Genomic DNA, 19,479 nt, shown 5'->3' on the forward strand with positions numbered 1-19,479 from the left:
CCATCACTCCTCATCAAATTTTTTCGGCTTTTGATACAGGGGCAGCGTAATGGTCACGCGGGTCCCCTCGCCCAGGGCACTTTCCACATGTACGCCATACCCCGTTCCATAGCAAAGCTGGATCCGTTCCCGGATATAGAACAGGCCGAAGCTCTTTTTTTCGTCCAGCACACTGCGCTCGCTCATCCGCCGGTTGAGTTCCTCCACCTTTTCCTGGGGCATCCCGGCACCGTTGTCCTGGACCGTGAACACCAGGTTTTCCCCCTCGGGCACACCGGTGATGGTAATGGTGCCGCCGCGCTTTGCCTTTACGCCGTGGTAAATGGCGTTTTCCACCAGGGGCTGCAAAATCAACTTGGGCACCTCGATGGCATAGAGTGATTCGTCCACATGGATCACATAGTTGAGCTTATCCTTATAGCGGATCTTTTGGATATAGAGGTAGTTGGAAACGTGTGTGATCTCTTCTTTGACCGTGATGATGTCCTTCCCGTGGCTCAGGCCAATGCGGAACATATTTGTCAAGGCGTCCACCAGACGCACGATATCCTCCGCATCGTAGTCGCGGGCCATCCAGCTGATGGTATCCAGCGTATTGTAGAGGAAATGCGGCTTGATCTGCTCCTGGAGGGACTTCATCTCTGCGGTCCGCTTGTTCTCCTGCTCCACATAGACCATTTGGATCAGCTGGTCGATGCGCGCAATCATGTGGTTAAAGCTCTGCCCAAGCTCCCCGATTTCATCGTTGTGTTGGAAATTGAAACGGACCGTAAGGTCGCCGGATTCCGCCTGTTTCATCAGGCGTTTGAGCTTAAAGATCGGGTTTGTGAGCGTCCGGCTGAATTTAAAGGAAACGATGACCACCAATACCAGGGAGATGATGACGCAGGTAAACAGGATGTACACAATGGTATTGACGCTGGACATCACTTCGTCCATGGAAAATACGCCCACGGTCCGCCAGCCGGTATAGGGGGACAGCTCGCTGCGGATCTGGTAGCTTCCGCCCTGGATCTGCACCGACATGGGCTCCATCGCCTTGACCCACTTGGGGTTGACGCGGTATACAATGCCGTTGACGGGCGTATAAACAATATTGTCCTCCTGGTCCATCACAAAGACAAACCCTTTTTCCCCGATGGTGACGCCGTTGATGGAACTCTGGATAATGTCGTGGCGGATATCCAGCAGGATCACCCCCAGCACTTCCCCGGTTTCCGGGTCTTGCACAGCTTTTGCCAGCGAGAACACATCGTCGATGCTGTAGCTGCGGTTGGTCACAATATTCCGGCCCGTCACTACGCTAATAAGCTGGATTTCCTCGGGGTTTTCCGAAGCTTCCCGGTACCACCGTTCGTTTTGAAAGGGGTCGCGCGAAATGCGCGACATCCCCGTGCTGACATAAAGATCCTCTTTTGTCGCGATAAAGATCCCGGCCACCTCCCGGTGGGAATTCGCGACGTTTTCCAAAACGGAACGGATATAATCCGTTTCGCTCTCCCAGCCAGAGGCGCCTTCGGTTTCCATAGTAAAAAAAGGCGTGTCTTGCAATTCCAATTGGATGTAATTGACCATCTTCTCAATGGTTTCCACATAAACATCCATGGAGTTGCTCACCTGGTGGATCAGCTGCACAGAATGCTCCTCTGCGGTCTTCTGGGCATGGTCCAAAAAGATGGAGCCGCTCACAATGGAGAACATCAGGAAAGGGATGAGCGCTACAACAATATTGGACAGGAGCATCCTGGTCCGCAAGCTTACATTCAACAGTAGGTCCTTCATTTTCCTCAAAGCCTACATCCCCTCTTTCCCGTCCTGCCGTCTTGCAGGGCCATGTATTTGGAGGCAGAAAAATCTTTCTGCCGGATTGTCTAATGAATGGTTTGATCGCAAGTTTTCTGTGTGTAATATCCATAAAATTCCATAAAAATCGCGTATAAATTATGCAGGTTGTTTTCATAAAGGAAGAAAACAGGCATTGACAGGCAAAAGGGTCCAAACGCCTGTCAATGCCTTTCCCTAATCCGCTACGCCGGGCGGGCTATCCGCCTGGGCATAGAGGTCTGCTGTTTATTCCTGAGTCAACAGGACTTTCTTCCACTGGATCATATCACGGATATCAACCGTACCGTTGCCGTCATAGTCCATCAGAGCCATCTGGTCTTCCGTCAGTTCCAGGTCGCCCAAGATGTACTGCTGGAGCATCTCGATATCCGCATCCGTCAGTTCGCCATCGCCGTCGAGGTCGCCGGCGACCACGTCCAGGGACTTCAATGCATCGCGCAGTGCCTGCTCCGCTGCATTGACGTCTTCCTGCGTTGCCTCTTCATCCAAGTACACTTCATATGCTGCGTCATAGACTTCCTCAAAGGCCGCCCACTTATCCGCATCATAGTCTTCTTCGTTCAGGGATTTCGCCATGATAATCGCGCCATAGAGGCCCGCCTTATCGACAACCCACTTGGAATCGGTGAATTCCTGCATCGCAACGCGCAGCTGCTTCGCGGCAAGCGCCATGTCGTCCTTGTTGGCTTCGCTGCCCAGGTCGACGAGCGCCTGTGCTTCGTCAATCGCGTTCTGGAGCAATTCGATTGCTTCGTCCGTGACGTTGTCCGTTGTGTTGAACAGCTCTTCCGCCTCTGCGATCAAAGCCGCCAGCGGCTCCGTAGAGGTGGTGAAGCGCGGCTCAACCCAGCAAGCGTGGTCGTATTCGGTGCTGTCTACTTCTTCCACAACCAGTTTCAGGAAATCATAGCCTGCCATCGGCAGTTCAACGTCAACGGATTCCGAAGTGGCATCCATATACTGTTCAAAGAGGAGTTCATCGTCTCCGTAAATCTTATAATTTACGGTAGCGCCGTTGGCGTCGTCCTCCACCTCATCGCCGATGCCGATCTTCGTGGTAAAGACGCCGGACGCGCCGTTCAGGTAATACACAACCTCGCTGGGCGGGTTCACCTGGAAGCCGCCGTCCGGGCGGTCATAGTTCACGCCGTCCAGGATCATGGAGCCGCCGTCCATGTTCTTGCCGTCCGCCGGGTCTCTCCAGTAGCTGTTCGCAGACCAAGCGTTCGCAATGGTCAATACATCGTCTGCCAGCACTTCCGGATCATAGGAATCGATTCGCGGATTGATCCAGTCCGCGTGGTCAAAGTCCATATTGCCGCCCGAGTCGACGACCAGGCGCAGGTAATCGTAACCCATCAGCTTCACAGCGACGGACTTCGCATCGTCATGCCAATCCATCTCACCGCTGTCATACAGCAGGTCGTCGTCGCCATAGACCTGGAAGGTAATGTCGCCGCTGTTGCCGGAATCTGCATCGGAGCCGACCAGTGCGGTGAACTCTACGTTGCGTCCGCCGATGTAGTATACCAGCTCGGAAGGCGCATGCGTGCCGATACCGGTCTCATAGGTGGTGCCGTTGATGGTCAGCGGGTTGCCGTTGATGGAGCGGTCCTGCTGGATGTTGCCCCAGCCGGCAGTTCCGGATACCCAGTTTTCGGTGGTCAACGGGCCGTCCGGCAGCGGGTCGCCTGTTGCTGCCGCTTGCACAGTGATCATCGTATCGAACGTCACGGTGACCGGCTGGTTGGAGCCTTCATACGTCAAAAGTGCCTTGACCGTGATCGGTTCATTGGTCATGGGCACATCGCCTGCGGTGACGCGGAACTGGACAGTAAAGCTTTCTCCCGTGGTGAGGTCGCTGCTCACGGTGGAGGAGAGCGCCTTGGAGGTGAAGCCTTCCGGCAGGTCGAGGCTGATGCCGACGGTGTCAACCTTCGTTGCGCCGCCGTTGACAAAGCGCGCTGTCAGGATTGCACTCTCGCCGCTTCTCAGGTTGCTGTCGTCGAGTTCGCCAACAATGTAAGCGCCTTCCTGGACGTTCTCATTGGGTTCGATGATGTACATCTTGACGCCGTGCGCCGGGACGGATGCGGTGGCAACCGGGGAGTCAAACTCGATGTTGTTGCCGTCTTCGTCCTTCTCCCAGACGTCCTTCAGATGATATACATAGGTGTTGTCGAGCTTGTAGTAGTTGTCATAGTAGTACTCGTCTTTTTCTTTCAGCAGTTCGCCGATCTGGGAAATTTCCTGGGTCATGGTCGCCGCAGAATTGGAGCGGTTGAACATAAGCAGGGAAATGCGTCCGTCGGTCAGAGGCTTTACGAGGTACTCGAAATCGCCTTCATCGCGATAGCGGATGCCCTGGATCGCCGTCGGGTCCTGGTTGACCGCGATGGCGTCCTCGTTGGTGATGATGTCGAGGATTTCCGGATTCTCGTCAAGCGTCCGCAGGTCGTTGCCGAGGATCAGCGGGGATGCCATCTCGCACCAGAGGCTGAAGTGGGAAACGTTTTCATCATAGGTCAAAGAAGAGCCGACGCCCACTTCCAACATATCCGGATGGTTCCAGCCGTAGTTGTTGTCGCCCTCTTCTTTGCCGTACTTGCCAGCATACTTATACAGTTCTACGTTGGTATCGTAGATGCTGGAGATGGAGTTCCAGTTGGCCGCGATATCGCCGGTGGTTCTCCACATGTTGCCGGTTTCGCCGCCCCAGACCCAAGGCTGGCGGCCGCCCCATTCGCAGATTTCCAGCGTGATCGGGCGGTTTTCTTTGCCGTTCTCCTCTGCATACTTCTCCGTCGCCTGCATCAGGTTCGTGCTCATGAACTTGTAATTATAGCGGGCGGTGTCGTAGTCGCGGTTGGAGCTGCGGATCGGGTTGTAGAACCGCAGGGTGTTTTCGCCGGCTTTCAGCTCAAACAGAGCGGATGCACGGCTGCCCGGCGCGCCGCCGTTGTATCCGGTGGACGGGAGCATCATGCGGTAAGGATGGTCGCTGTCGCCGTTGATATCGACGAACATCGGCACATCTTCGTCGGACGGCTTCTTATAGAAGTCGAGGTTGATCGCATATGTACCATCTTCCGGCACAGTTACCGTGAAGGTCGCGGCGCCCGCGTTCTCGCCCAGGCCGTCGATGTGGTCGCCAGAGATATAGGCGGTGCCTTCCAGTTCTGCGTCGGTGTAGGAATATTCGTAAATTTCCCGATCTTCGCTTGTATCATACGGCTTGGCAACTTTCAGCCCATAGATGCCGTATGCGGTCGGGGAGAGCTGCACATTGTGGCAATAATCGTACTTGAAGAAGTCGATCTCCCAATTTGCAAAGCTCGTCGCGTCGCTCAGCTCCCGGAACTCGGAGGCCGGCAGGTCCTGGCAGGTGTACAGGCCGTTGGACGTATACAGGCCCATCTTCAGCCCTCTGTCGTGGATCTGCCCCGACAGCCAGTTGCCGTCGTGCGGGAAGCGGATCGGGTCAAACTGCAATCTCCCGTTGACATCGCGTTCGGACGACTGCCAGTTGTCGTCGAGGTTGACATACTCATACCCGGCGTCATCCAGATTGTACTCCACCATCGCGTCCGCAATATCGACGATCAGGTCCTCATCGATGTTGGCCGCGAAGAGGTTCCAGCTCGACCACCCCATGGGCGGTGTCTGGGCAGCCCCGTTGTCGTGCGCGCTGGCGCCCGTTGCCAAAACCGCTGCCATCAAAAAGGCAGTCGATAGGGCTGTGGCAAATTTTGTAAACCTTTTCACTTGAATCCTCCTTCTTTTTTCGAAATTCTCCTGACAATTCTCTTTTCTTTTCCCACCCCGTTTCTTTGAGCCTCTCTCACAAGGCCCTGACACAAGAATTTCTGTAGGCTTCCCGGCAATATAAACCTTTTCCCCGCCGGGGGCCGTACAGCAATGTCCTGAAAAAGAACTCCTCCTTCTGCGTGCAGCGATTCATCAGCTGCCCCACAGATGGTAGGCGCTCAACGCGGCAAAGCCCAGGAAAAGGACCGCCATCACAAGCTTGATGAGGTGCTCTTTTCCGGCAAATTTCGCCGCAATGTCTAAATATTGCTTCCCCTTATAGATCAAAAGCGTTACCACAACGGCGGGCAGGGAAAGCATCACGGTGTAAAGCAGGAATATGAGGGCTCCCACCACCATATTTCCTGCGCTGGCATCAAAATAATAGAGGACGGTCGCCGCAAACAGCTGGCCTGTGCACAGGAACTCCCCAATGGCAATCACCGCGCCCGCCAACATGGCGGCGATAAACACCGCTTTCCCGGTGGAAAGCCGCTCGACGATCCTGCGGTAAAACGCCTTCATGCGCGGGGTGAACTGCAAAATCGCCTTTCCCGCGCGCCCGTTCTTTGTGCGCAGGAAATCGATAAAGCTCAAAACGGCAAACAGGCACCCGATGACGACCACCAGTATGGCTACCACGGTATTGATCCCTGAAAAGAGCGACCGGTCGATTGCCTGCAATAGGCCGAAGAACACCGTCCCCAGCAGGAAATACAGGATGATCCTGCCCAGGATGAAACCAAACCCAGCCTTCAAGACCTTTTGCTTATCGGCAATCAACAGCGAAAACAGCAGAAGCACCAGCGACATGGAGCAGGGGGACAGCCCCCCGATCAGCCCGGACAGGGCCACCCAAAACAAATTGGCCGCCGAGAGGGATTCTTCCGCTTCCTCTGTTAAATCTTGGTCATTATAACTAAGATTACCATTTTTTAATGCATTTATCAAATTCTTTTGGATATTTTCACAGCCGACAAAATAACCCCCGTCATATAACACAATTGGGACACGCCGCTCCTCCGGCTTGACCTGGTGCTCGCTGTAAAGCGCATTGATCTCTTCGATGTCCGCAATATTGCCCGCGTCGATGCGCTCCACGCGCAGGGGCTTTTCTTCGACCGAACCATCCTCGTTCTGCACCTCGACGGTCGTGATCCCCTCCAAAAATTCCGTCACCTGTTCGCACTCGGAGCAGCCCTCCGCATACAGGTATTGGATCGTGACGGATTCCGCTTCTGCGGCGCGCTGCTCCTCCAAATACGCCGCTACCACCGGCTGAAATCTTTCCCCCAGCTCCTGCGAACCGATCAACACCTGGTCGCCGATAAACACAATCGGATGCTGCATCAGTTTTTCTTCCCCAACCCCACTGTCGATCAGGGCTTGGCGCAGGGCCTCCAGGTTTTCCTCTTCCGCCACATTTTTGATCGTGAGGTCCGCTGTGACGTTTGGGAAATCCTTCTTGAGCATCCCAAGGATATTTTCCTCAATGGTTGCTTCCTCGTCGCAGGAAAGGCACCGGTTGTAGAAATAGTATAGGATCTCCACATTGCCTTCCTCCAGGTCCGCATCCGGGCTGACGGACACGGTGTCCAGATAGGTGACCTCTTCCGAAGCGGAGGGGTCCTGCTGCGCGCTGGCCCACGCCGCCGTAGGGAATATGGCCGTTGCCAGCAGGAACAGGGCGAGCAGCACCGCCCACGGGCCCTTTGTTTTCCTTATTTGTCTTTGCATCTGCATGCACCTCAACATTCTCTCGCATTTGGATCATCATATGGTTCCGATGGCGGTTTTACAGCACATGGCAGAAAGCACAATGCCCCTGGCAGAGCGGCCCGGCCGCCCCGCCAGGGATGGCAATACGATGGGTTCCTTCGGGCCCCTGTTTCGTATCGGATATGGATTCTTTGAAAGGAAGCAACGGCTTTAGTTTGCGGTCCCCTTTGCTTTTTCCGCGCGGATGGCGATCACCCTCTGGATCACGATGAAGATGCACAGCAGCGCCGCGATGGTCACCTTGGTCCACCAGGTGTTCAAATTCTGGTAAGTCACGATGGTCTGGATCACGCCCTGGATCAGGACGCCGACCGTCGTGCCGATCACGTTGCCCACGCCGCCGGTCAGCAGCGTGCCGCCAATGACGGAGGAGGAAATCGCATCGAGCTCCAGGCCCATGTTCTGCAGGGAATAGCCCGCCAGCGTATAGAAGCTGAACACCACGCCGGCCAGCGCTGCGCAAAAACTGCTGATCGCATACACAGCAACCTTGGTGCGCGCCACGGGCAGGCCCATCAGGATGGCGGACTGCTCGTTGCCGCCCACCGCGTAGACCGTGCGGCCAAACCGCGTGAATTTCAACACGAACAGCGAAACCAGCAACACCACGATGGCGATAAACACGTAGAAATAGATCCTGCCGCCCAACAAAGTGACCTTCGTCAGGGCCATGGTCTTGTAGAATTCATCCGAAATCGGGATGGACTCCGTGCTGATGACCGCGCACATGCCGCGCATGAAGAACTGGCCCGCCAGCGTGACAATGAACGGCTGAAGCTTGAAATAGTGGATCATGTACCCCATCAGCGCGCCAAACGCCAGGCCGATCAACAGGACCAGCGGGATCACGATCAGCGGGGTCCAGCCAAGCCGCAGCAAAAACGCGGAAAACACGCACGTAAACGCAATGGTCGATGCAATGGAAATGTCGATGCCGCCCGTCAGCAACACAAACGTTACCCCGATGGAAGCGATCATCAGATACGCGTTGTCGTTAAACAGATTGAAGAACGTTGAGAACGAGAAAAAGTTGTCGTATGCAACCGACCCAGCGCCGAACAGCACTAGGAACAGCACGGTGGTGATTGCCAGGGAAATGTTCTTGATCCGGAACGTTCTCTTCTTTCCACTCGTCTCTCTCATGCCTGGCTCACCGCCTTCCGGGACAGGAACCGCCTCTTGAGCATATCCTTAAACGCCTTGGATTGGAACAGGCAGATAAAGACAACGATCAGCGATTTGACCACGAGCGTGACCTCCGGGGCAACACCCATCGCATAGATAGACGTGGTGATGCTCTGGATAATCAGCGCGCCAACCAGGCTCGCCGGGATGGAGAACCGCCCGCCGTTCAGGGATGTGCCGCCGATTGCGACCGCCAGGATCGCGTCCATCTCGATCAAAAGGCCCGCATTGTTGCAGTCCGCGCCCTTGATGCCCGCGCTCTCGATCAGGCCGGCAACCGCCGCCATCACGCCGCAGAAGGTATAGACCAGCCATTTGATGCGGTCCACGTTGATGCCGGCAAAGCGGCTGGACACCGGGTTGATGCCCGTGGACTCCAAAAACAGGCCGAAGGCGGTCTTTTTGGTGAACAGCATGGCGATGAGCACGACAAACGCCACGATGAAAATCGGGAACGGGAGGCCCAAAATATAGCCGCCGTTGATAAAATAATAAGAATCCGAATTGATGGTAATGATTTTACCGTTGGTGATGAGCTGCGCAATGCCGCGGCCCGCCACCATCAGGATCATGGTTGCGACGATGGGCTGAATTTTGACCTTCGCGACCAGCATCCCATTCCATGCCCCTGCTACAACTCCTGCCAAAATCGCCACCAACACTGCGACGGCCACGTTACCGCCATTTGCAACAATACTGCACGCGATCGCGCCGCTGATGGCCATCACAGAGCCGACGGAAATATCGGTCCCCCCGGTGGCCAAAACGAACGTCATGCCGGTGGCTAACAACATAAGTTTACTACCATTCCGCAAAATGTCAATAATTCTGCCATACAGATGCCCTTCCACGATCTTCATCTCGAAGAACGCGCCGCCCGAGACAATCCCATTGACCAGCAGGATCAACAGGAAGATCACAATGGGCCAGAACACCTGCGCCTTGCTCCATTTTTTAAGCAGGTTCATTCTCCGCACCTCCCGCAATATAATGCATGATCGCCGCTTCCGAGATCTCCTGCCCGTTCAGCTCCGCGACCTTCTTTTTGTCCCGCAAAACGACCATGCGGTCGCAGCAGCGCAGCATCTCGTCAATTTCCGAGGAAATAAAGATAACCGCCATGCCCTGCTCCGCAAGCTGGACCACCAGCTTCTGGATCTCCGCCTTTGTGCCGATGTCGATGCCGCGGGTGGGTTCGTCCAGCATCAGCAGGTCCGGGTTGGTAGCCAGCCAGCGCGCCAAAATGACTTTCTGCTGGTTGCCGCCCGAGAGATTCTTGATGAGCTGGTCCGCGGACGGCGTCTTGATTTCCAGTTTTTCGATGTATTCGTCGGCGAGCTTCTGCGCTTCCGCCTTAGAGATGGCCTTGAACATGCCGCGCTTTGCCTGGAGCGCCAGGATGATGTTGTCCCGGATGCTCAGATCCCCGATGATGCCCTCCGTCTTCCGGTTTTCCGGGCAGAAGGAGAAACCCTTGCGGATCGCGCCCAACGGGCTGCGGTTGTGGATGGGTTCGCCCTTGAGCACCATCTCACCGCCGCTGAGACGGTCCACGCTGAAGATCAGGCGCACAATTTCCGAGCGGCCCGACCCGAGCAGGCCGGACAGCCCCAGCACCTCACCGCTGTGGACGTCGAGCGAGATGGAATCGATCGTGCCCGCGCCGCTGGCATCCTTGAGGGACAGCAGGGTTTCTTTTTCCGTCTTTGCGGCCTCTTCGTTGACAAAGCGCTGGTTGAGGTCGGCGTATTCCTTGCCGATCATCTTGGCGACCAGCTGCACGCGCGGGAGGTCCGCCGTGGCGTATGTACCGACATAGCCGCCGTTGCGCAGCACGGTGATGGTGTCCGATACCTCATACACCTGGTCGAGGAAGTGGGTGACAAAAACGATCCCCATCCCCTGCTTTTTCAGCATCCGCATGATCTCAAACAGCTTCTGCACCTCCAGCGTGGACAAGCTGGACGTCGGTTCGTCCAAGATCAGCACTTTTGCAGAGATATCCACCGCGCGCGCGATGGCCACCATCTGCTGCACTGCCACAGAATAGGAATCGAGTGTTTTGGTCACGTCGATCTGTAGGTCAAACCGCTCCAAAAGCTCCTTGGAGCGCGTGTTGATGGTTTTCCAATCGATCCGCCCGCCCTTTTTGGGTTCGCGTCCAATATAGACATTTTCCGCCACCGAGAGGTTGGGACACAGGTTGACCTCTTGGTACACCGTGCTGATGCCGGCGTCCTGGGCCTCCTGCGGGGTCTTGGGGAAAATTTCCTTTCCCTCCAGCAGCACTGTCCCTCCGTCGCGCTCTTCGACGCCCGTGAGAACCTTGATGAGCGTGGATTTCCCTGCGCCGTTTTCGCCCAGCAGCGCATGGATCTCCCCTTTTTGCAATGTAAACTGCACGTCGTCGAGCGCGACGACGCCGGGGAATGTCTTGGATATGTGCGACATTTGGATCAATGCCGTTTCGCCGCTCATAGCAGCCCCTCCTTTTGATATGCAAAATCCGCCTCCGTCTCAACAGGCGGGGCGGATTTCACAGAATCGGTAAAATTTATAAAATGAAGAAGAAAGAAAGTGAAGGAGAAATCAAATTAATAGACACGGGTCTTGATGTCTTCTGCGGCGGTCTCCTGACGGAAGATGCCCTCTTCGGACTTGATCCATTTCTCAACGGTTTCGCCGTTTGCAAGCTTCTGGGCCGTCTCAAAGAAGACCGGGCCGAGCAGCGGGTTGCACTCGATGGTGACGTTTGCTTCGCCGGCAGCCATTGCTTCAAAGATCGCCTTGACGCCGTCGCAGGAAACGGTCTTGATGTCCTCGCCGGGCTTGAGGCCGGCTTCCTTGATGGCCTCGATTGCGCCGAGTACCATGTCGTCGTTGTGCGCATAAACGCCCTTGATGTCCGAGCCATAGGTCTTGAGGAAGGACTCCATGACCTCTTTGCCCTTTGCGCGGGTGAAATCGCCGGTCTGGGATGCGATGATCTCGATGTCCGGATATTCCGCTGCCATCTGATCTTCAAAGCCCTTCTTGCGGTCGTTCGCAGCGGAGGCGCCCACGGTGCCTTCGAGCTGTACGATCTTGCCGCTGTTGCCGATCAGCTTCGCCATTTCGTCGGCTGCGTTCTTGCCCTCTTCGATGAAGTCAGAGCCGATGAACGTTGCATAGAGGTCTTCCGGGACGTCCGCCATGCGGTCTACCAGGATGATCGGGATGCCTGCGTCCTTTGCCTCGGTGAATACGGCGTCCCAACCGGTCTCTACCACCGGCGCCAAGCCGATGACGTCAACGCCCATATCGATAAAGGATTTGATTGCTTTGATCTGGTTTTCCTGTTTCTGCTGTGCATCTGCAAATTTGAAATCGATGGTATCCAAATTCTGGCCTGCATAGAACTGGATGGAAGCGGTCTCCGCGTCACGCCAGCCGGATTCCTGGCCGATCTGTGCAAAGCCGACCTTCAATTTCCCGTCGTCCTCGCCGCCTGCGTTCGTATCGCTTGTACTCTCGGTCGAAGCGGTGCCGTCGGTTGCTGCGGGGGTTTCTTCCGTGCTTCCGCATCCGGTCACACATGCGCTAAACATCAATACGGAAAGGATAGCTGCTGCAAATCTTCTCATTTTCATAGATCGTTCCTCCTATGTAACTTTGACTGTTTGATTTGGGCCGGCCGGATTCTCCGCCTCCCCGGGGCCGTTCCCCTTTCGTTGTCTCTATTGTATCCGGTTTGGTTTTTAAAGTCTTTACGATAACAAAACCGGAATTTACAATATTTTAGCAGACCATTCCGCTCTTCCTTTTTTGGCCGGCCTCCCAAAAGCGCGTCCCAGCCGCCCGTTTTCCCCCTCAATATAAGGAAAAATGCCATGCAAACGCAGGAACGTTCCTACATTTGCATGGCATTTTTCACATGATGGTTCCAGATAAAACCCCTATCCCGTTCAAAATTCCGCCAGGTTGGTTATGCAAAGCAGCCCCCGCTGTTCCCGCAGGCGGGCATACTTCCATGTCTGATAGGCGCCGTTGGAAACACGGTAGACATAGGCGATCGCGTAGTCGGAGGCGTCCACCACCATGCGGTTCAGAACCGGGATCGCCGCCTTCTCCGGGACCCGGGCCAGCTTCTTTGGATAGACGGCGCGTTCGCAGCCGGGCGGCAGTTCCATCCACTCCTGCTCCGGCGGATAGGCGAGCATCTGATAGAAGCGGATGTGCGGATACCGCGCTTTGATCTCCCCCAACACGGAAGCCGCCATGCGGTCAAAATTGCCGTAGGTGCCGACAAAGAAGCGGTTCACCCCGCATTGCAGGATGTGCCTCTCCACTTCCTTGCGCAGCAGGGGATACAACCCATCGGGTGCATCCCGGTGCCCCATAAAGCAACCATTCTTGTAATGGCCCTTCTGTCCGGCGCGCATCGCTGCCCCCTGCCCTTCCGCTTGCGTTTATTTCTTATTTAGTATAACATAGATACGCATCCTTGTATATGGGAAATGGCCGCAGAGGAGGGCTCCTGATGGAAAAATTAAAGGCCGATCTCAACATGGGAAACAACCTGCGCCGCCTCCGAAAGGCGAACGGGCTGACACAGGACCAGTTGGTGGCCCGGCTGGGCATCCTCGGCCTTTCCACCACGCGGGGCCTGTATTCCCGCTACGAAACCGGCGAGCTGAATATCCCGATCCGCCTGCTGGTTGCGCTGCATCAGATCTACCATTGCAGCTACGATTGCTTTTTTGAAGGGCTGACGCTGGGCGAAATGGGCTGACCGGGTTGCGCGCATCCCGCAGGCGCTTTCCGTGCGGACAACTCTGCCGGAAATGCACAAAACGGGCCCCGCCCTCCACTTGGGAGAACGGGGCCCGCTTCATCGATTGCCATTCCATGGTCCCTTATATGAAATTTATTCCCCGGGAAACCGTTTCCCCGGAAATCCCAGAGCGGCTTTGTTTTCCACCGGGAACGCCCATCCTGTGGAAAACTTCCCCGCTTTATGGAGCCGCCGCCCGCTTGGAAGGCATTCCAAAGCCGCAGCCAGCCCCTGCGGCCGCTCAGCAGGGCAGTTCCCTTCCCACGGCGGCGGCCACTGCGCCAACCTTTTTGACCAACGCCTGGTATTCCGGAATGGTGAGCTGCTGGGCCGCGTCGCTCATGGCGACCTTCGGCTCCGGATGCACTTCGATAATCAGGCCGTCCGCCCCGGCGGCGATCCCCGCCAGGGACAGGCTTTCGATGTAGCGCGATTTCCCCGCCGCGTGGGAGGGGTCGATGATGATCGGCAGGCTGCTGCGCTCCTTGACCACCGGCACCGCGGAGACATCCAGCGTATTGCGCGTGGCGGTTTCAAAGGTACGGATTCCGCGTTCGCATAATACAACATTATAATTGCCTTCGCTCATAATGTATTCGGCGGCGTCCAGCCATTCCTCAATCGTGGAGGCGATGCCGCGCTTGAGCAGCACCGGCACCTTCGAGCGGCCGATCTCGCGCAGCAGGCGGAAATTCTGCATGTTGCGCGCGCCCACCTGGAACATATCGCAGTATTTGGCCGCCGTGTCGATCTGGTCATGGGAGATCACCTCGCTGACGACCTTGAGGCCCGTGGCGTCCGCCGCCTTGCGGAGCAGCTTGAAGCCCTCGTCCTCCATGCCCTGGAACGCATACGGCGAGGTGCGCGGCTTATACGCGCCGCCGCGCAGGAATGTTGCGCCCGCTGCCTTGACCCCTTGGGCCGCCTCCAGGATCTGTTCCTCGCTCTCGACCGCGCAGGGACCCGCCATCAGGACCAGCTGTTTCCCGCCGATCCTCTGGCCGCCCACCTCTGCAACGCGCCCATCCGGGCACATCTCCCGGCTGGCCAGCTTATAGGAATGCATGATGGGCACGCACTTCTCCACGCCGTCCATCAATTCCAGGTTGGCGTCCGCCAGCCTGCTCTTGTCGCCCAGCACGCCGATGATGGTCGCCTGGGCGCCAGTGGAAAGGTTTGCCCCGAGGCCGTGTGCCTTCAGGACTTCTACGATTTTATCAACGTTCTCCTGGGTGGAGCCGTGTTTCATGACAATAATCATACGATCACTCCTGTCTGTACTTTTATTACTTTATGCTTTAAAGCGCTAAATAACATTATATAGAAAACCGTGCAAAAAAACAAGGGGGATCTACAAAACCTCTGCATGGATGTTGTTTCCGGTTTGTTGCAGAACATGCGCCCGGCACGCAATTGCGCCACGCAGATCTGGCGCGGCTGCGCAAAAACGGCAAAAAAGCATATGAAATTATAAAAAAACAGCCACCCTATTGGGTGACTGCTTTGATGTTGGCGCCTTCCTATTGTCCCGGGCCGTCGCCAGCCAAGTATCTTCGGCACTAATGAGCTTAACTTCCGTGTTCGGGATGGGAACGGGTGGACCCTCATCGTCATCGACACCAACTATTCAATTCTTGTCGTCCTCACTGGCGACTTCCATATAATAGCACAGGATATTTGAAAATGCAAGCGTTTTTTTCAATTTTTCTGAAAAATTTTTTACAAGCCCTTTTTCCCTCTGTGGCAACGGTTCCCTGGGGCGCTTGGCCTGCTGGCCGCCCAACATCCCGCCATAAATTTTTCTATTCATATAATATTATCAAAAACTGCTTTATAAATCAATATGCGATCAGAATTTATGCAATATAACAAAAAGAATGGTTATATATTATGCACGAGTATTCTTTACTTTACAATTTGTAAATGTTAATATACTATTAAACATTCATCCGTTCACATATTTCGTTTCGCCTTTATTAAGATATGGATCGTTCTGCCTGAAACTCTTTTATAGGGTTTTTTATTTTTGGAAATCTTTCAAAAGAAGGGAGGCCATCCAACCGACCCCTGCCGCCTCCAGCGGGAAGAGGCGCGGCGCCCTCTCCAAGCGCTTGCTGGGGACCCAGCGATTCCCGCAGATCGAAACATTTTGAAAGGAAGGAAGTCTCATGAAAAAACTGCACCGTTCTGCACTTGCAATGCTCCTGTGTGCCACACTTGTTGCGGGCACAATTCCAGGCGGCGCTTTTGCGGCCGCGGCAGCGCAGGAGGATTCGATCCTTGCCCCGGAACCGATCGGCTATGCCAATGTATTGGATATGACCGGCGTGCCGGAGCCGGACATCTATGGGGATTACAGCACCAATAAGTACAATAACTTCTGCGACATGGGCGCCTGGCATGGCTATTATCTGCATCCCCAAGACGCCACGGACGCTTACGGCGGCTTTGCCGGCCCGGTGATCTTTGCCGAAGAATACCCGGTGAACCTATCCGAATGCATTGGGAAATGGGTTATTACAGGCACTGACGGGACGGCCTATGACCTGGCGGACGCCGCAGCGACCGTCAACGCCTATCCCGGTAAGCTGGTGCAGGGCTATGAACTGGAAGATATCGATCTCAAACTGGAACTGATCTTCGCCAGCGGCCGCACGGCGCTGATCCGGACCACCATCGACAATAAGACGGACGAAGCACTGGAACTGAACCTCAAGCAGACCGGCTCCATCTTTGACTCATACGACGCGTATGGTTCCCCCTCCGGAACCTCTCTGGAGGCCACGGAGGACGGCGTAGCCGTAAACTTTCAAACCATCCGCGAGATCTGGAGCTACATGACCACAGAGGAAAACAAGTTTAACATCCGCTTTGACCAGCCGGTCACAACGGAGGTCTCCGAGGATGCGCTCTCCTATGAAAGCACATTCGAAGCGCCCATCACCGTGGAGCCGGACGAGCCCTATGTGACCTACCAGACGCAGAGCTTTACCTTCACGGACGAAGAGGCCGCAGAGGAAGCGGACAAAACCGCGGACATGCTGGCCAGCGGCGACGGCTACTTTGTGGAAAACAGCGAGCGTTGGCAGGGCTATGTCGATACCATCGACAACGCGGACGTGGACCAGGCGTACAAAAACGCGGCTGTGAAAGCTATCGAAACCCTGATGACCAACTGGATCAGCGCGGCGGGCGCCCTGCAGCACGGCGGCATTGTCCCGTCCAAATCCTACCAGTGGTTCATCGGCCTGTGGGGCTGGGATTCCTGGAAACAGGCGACCGGTATGGCCCGCTTCAACCCTGAGGCCGCAGAGGATAATATCCGCGCACACTTCGATTATCAGATCACCCCGGACGACCCGGTCCGCCCGCAGGACGCTGGCACGATCGTTGACTGCATCTTCTACAACCTTGGACCGGAGCGCGGCGGCGACAGCGGCAACTGGAACGAACGCAACTCCAAACCAGCATTGGCGGCATGGGCGGTCTACAACATCTACCGCCAGACGGGCGACGTGGCCTTCCTCGAGGAAATGTATCCGAAGCTGGTCGCCTACCACAATTGGTGGTACACCAACCGCGACGTCGACCACAACGGCATTGCGGAATACGGCGCCATGGTACACGATTCCCACTATCAGTATGACCGCGAGGGCAACATCCTGCTGGACGAGAACGGCGAACCCCTCTTTGACGAGGACGCCATCATCGAGGCAGCTGCATGGGAAAGCGGCATGGACAACGCCACCCGCTTTGACAAAGAGGGCAACGGCCCGGACGACATCGGCGTGCATGTCTTCCCGGTGCGCAATGCCGATAATGAAATCGTCGGCTACAGCATCAACCAGGAATCCGTGGACCTGAACTCCTACCTCTATGCGGAGAAAGCGTTCCTGATGTCCATGGCAGAAGTGCTCGGCTACGACGAAGACGTTGCCAAGTACGAAAAGGAAGCGGCATACGTCCGCGATTACATCAACACGAACATGTTCGATGAGGAGACCGGCTTCTACTACGACCTCCAGACCAACGAAGACGGCAGCGAAAAGAAACTGCTGGTCAACCGCGGCAAGGGCACTGAGGGCTGGCTCCCGCTGTGGGCAAAGCTCGCCACGCCGGAAAAGGCTGCGCGCGTTGCCGAAAACATGCTGGACGAGGACAAATTCTACCGTCCGGTTCCGTTCCCAACCGCTTCTGCGGACAACGACAAGTACAGCCCGAGCACCTATTGGAGAGGCCCGGTCTGGCTGGATCAGGCGCTGTACGCGGTAGAGGCCCTGCAGAACTACGGCTATGAGGACGAAGCCAGAGAAGCGGCTTACCGCCTGTTCGACAATACGGAAGGCCTGCTGGGCGACGGCCCCATCCGTGAAAACTACAACCCGGAGACCGGCGAGGGCCTGCACACCAAGAACTTCAGCTGGTCCGCAGCGGCATTCTATCTGCTGTTTGAAGACACGCTGGCCGGCAATGAAACCACCTCCCAGGACGCCCTGCCGATCCCTGCATCGGAAGAGCAGAACCTGACGGCGACGTACAACAGCAAAGACGTCACCTTGACGGTGGACGGCGAACCGCAAAAGATCGCGGACCTGCTCGGCAAGTTCGAAATGAAGGACGTCGCAGACGGCACGGAAGTCGAATTGACCTTTGTGCCGCGCGTGGCGGGCAAGAACTTCCGCTCCGTGACCATCAACGGCGGCGAACCGCAGCTCATCAGCGGCAATTCCTACACCTACACGGCGACGGTCGAAAACGGCTCCATTGCTCTGGACTTCGTCTTCGAAGTGACGGACAAGCGCATCCTGGAAGAGACTTACAACTACGCGAAGACCTATGTGGACGACGGCACGGTCGATTCGCTGGTCACGGCGGCGAAGGAAGCCTTCATGGAGGCTTACAACACGGCGGCAGCGGTATTGGCCGACGACGCGGCAACCCAGGCGCAGATCGATGCAGCCTGGAGCGGCCTGCTGAATGTCATCCACTACCTGGACTTCCAGGCGGGCGACGCGAGCGCGCTGGAAGAGCTGTATAACCTGCTGAGCGGCCTGGTGGAGGACGACTTCACGAGCGACAGCTGGGCAGCATTTGCAGACGCAATGACGCAGGCAGCAGAAGTGATTGCAGACGGCGAGCCGCTGGAAGCGGACGTCACGAAGGCATACGACGGCCTGCTGAACGCAGCGGAGGGCCTGGTGCGTGCCTCCGATCGGAACAGCCTGAACGACTTGATCGAGAAGGCGGAAGCAGTTGCGGCGGAGATCGCAGAGGGCAAGTATCTGCCGGACGGCCAGGAAGCTTTCCAGGCGGCGCTCGATGCAGCAAAGGCACTGACGAAGGACGACGCGCAGGCGACGATCGACGCGGCGGCACAGACGCTGACCGAGACCATGGCAGCGCTCCGCAAGAAGGCGGATAAGAGCGAACTGGAAGCTATCCTGAACGAGCTCGAAGCACTGGATGCTTCCGACTACACAGCGACGAGCTATGCAGCGGTTGCCGCTTCGATTGCAAACCTGAAGACCCTGCTCGCGGACGAGACCCTCGACGCAGAAGAGGGCCAGGCGGTTGTGGATAACGCGGTCGCACAGGCACGCGCGGCAAAGGCCAACCTGGTGGAAGTGAACAACAGCGGTTCGAACGCCGGCAGCTCCGGCGGCAGCACGTCCGCGAACATTGGCAATGCGTACGGCGCAGCGGGCGTTGTCTCCGCAGGCCAGAGCGTGGCGGCGAACGCCTATGTGGTTTCCGACACGACGGTCAACTTCACGCTGAAGCACGGCCAGGCGTATTGCTTCAAGATGACCGTGGTCAACGGCAACGCCATGACGCCGAGCTTCACGGTCGGCAACGGCGATGTGCTGAAGACGCAGTTCGTGGCGAAGATCGGCAACGACTACTACTACAGAGTCTATGCCATCGGCACGCCGGGCCAGAGCACGGGTGTTTACACGACCCTGCCGGGCCAGAACGCTACGAAGCATTGTGCTGTAACCATTGGCTAATCGAAAATAAAAAGGAAGACTTCTTCCCGATAAACTGCAAGG

At 56.2% G+C, this 19,479-nt stretch carries 11 protein-coding genes and 1 rRNA gene; 2 read left to right on the forward strand and 10 right to left on the reverse strand.

The features are described 5' to 3' along the window. Window positions 1-3: 3 nt before the first annotated feature. From I2E77_RS11310 to I2E77_RS11345, 8 genes are all read right to left on the reverse strand, one after another. The gene (locus I2E77_RS11310) at window positions 4-1,767 is read right to left on the reverse strand and encodes a cache domain-containing sensor histidine kinase (RefSeq protein WP_243252608.1); all 1,764 of its coding nucleotides are present in this window, start codon (window positions 1,765-1,767) and stop codon (window positions 4-6) included. 303 nt (window positions 1,768-2,070) lie between these two features. After that, on the reverse strand, window positions 2,071-5,610 hold the full coding sequence (locus tag I2E77_RS11315; RefSeq protein WP_195451247.1) for an NPCBM/NEW2 domain-containing protein: 3,540 nt from the start codon (window positions 5,608-5,610) through the stop codon (window positions 2,071-2,073). A 195-nt stretch (window positions 5,611-5,805) separates the two neighbouring features. Then, complete coding sequence (locus I2E77_RS11320) at window positions 5,806-7,389, reverse strand: cytochrome c biogenesis CcdA family protein (protein ID WP_195451248.1); 1,584 nt, start codon at window positions 7,387-7,389, stop codon at window positions 5,806-5,808. A 192-nt stretch (window positions 7,390-7,581) separates the two neighbouring features. Continuing rightward, the gene (gene yjfF / locus I2E77_RS11325; RefSeq protein ID WP_191405552.1) at window positions 7,582-8,574 is read right to left on the reverse strand and encodes a galactofuranose ABC transporter, permease protein YjfF; all 993 of its coding nucleotides are present in this window, start codon (window positions 8,572-8,574) and stop codon (window positions 7,582-7,584) included. Further along, window positions 8,571-9,584 (reverse strand): ABC transporter permease, encoded by a 1,014-nt coding sequence (locus tag I2E77_RS11330; RefSeq protein ID WP_087234587.1) that lies wholly within the window; start codon window positions 9,582-9,584, stop codon window positions 8,571-8,573. The genes yjfF and I2E77_RS11330 overlap by 4 nt, the downstream gene beginning before the upstream one ends. After that, entirely contained in the window at window positions 9,571-11,094 is a 1,524-nt protein-coding gene (locus I2E77_RS11335; protein ID WP_087234588.1) for a sugar ABC transporter ATP-binding protein, read from the reverse strand. The genes I2E77_RS11330 and I2E77_RS11335 overlap by 14 nt, the downstream gene beginning before the upstream one ends. Before the next feature lie 116 nt (window positions 11,095-11,210). Further along, the gene (locus I2E77_RS11340) at window positions 11,211-12,245 is read right to left on the reverse strand and encodes an ABC transporter substrate-binding protein (protein ID WP_195451249.1); all 1,035 of its coding nucleotides are present in this window, start codon (window positions 12,243-12,245) and stop codon (window positions 11,211-11,213) included. A gap of 315 nt (window positions 12,246-12,560) precedes the next feature. Further along, window positions 12,561-13,037, reverse strand: coding sequence for a hypothetical protein (locus I2E77_RS11345; protein ID WP_195451250.1), 477 nt, complete (start codon window positions 13,035-13,037; stop codon window positions 12,561-12,563). Between the two features lie 98 nt (window positions 13,038-13,135). Here I2E77_RS11345 and I2E77_RS11350 point away from each other — a divergent pair, with 98 nt between their 5' ends. Further along, on the forward strand, window positions 13,136-13,387 hold the full coding sequence (locus I2E77_RS11350) for a helix-turn-helix domain-containing protein (RefSeq protein ID WP_191441711.1): 252 nt from the start codon (window positions 13,136-13,138) through the stop codon (window positions 13,385-13,387). 283 nt (window positions 13,388-13,670) lie between these two features. On the opposite strand, the gene aroF is transcribed toward I2E77_RS11350, so the two are convergent. Next, complete coding sequence (gene aroF / locus I2E77_RS11355) at window positions 13,671-14,690, reverse strand: 3-deoxy-7-phosphoheptulonate synthase (protein ID WP_087234593.1); 1,020 nt, start codon at window positions 14,688-14,690, stop codon at window positions 13,671-13,673. Between the two features lie 246 nt (window positions 14,691-14,936). Further along, a 5S ribosomal RNA gene (rrf, locus tag I2E77_RS11360) occupies window positions 14,937-15,053 on the reverse strand. Window positions 15,054-15,597: 544 nt separating this feature from the next. On the opposite strand from rrf, the gene ygjK reads away from it, so the two are divergent. After that, entirely contained in the window at window positions 15,598-19,437 is a 3,840-nt protein-coding gene (gene ygjK, locus I2E77_RS11365; RefSeq protein WP_195451251.1) for an alpha-glucosidase, read from the forward strand. The last annotated feature ends 42 nt before the right edge of the window (window positions 19,438-19,479 follow it).

Source organism: Anaeromassilibacillus sp. 1001302B_160321_C8, from assembly GCF_015554745.1.
Classification (GTDB): Bacteria; Bacillota; Clostridia; order Oscillospirales; family Acutalibacteraceae; genus Anaeromassilibacillus; species Anaeromassilibacillus stercoravium.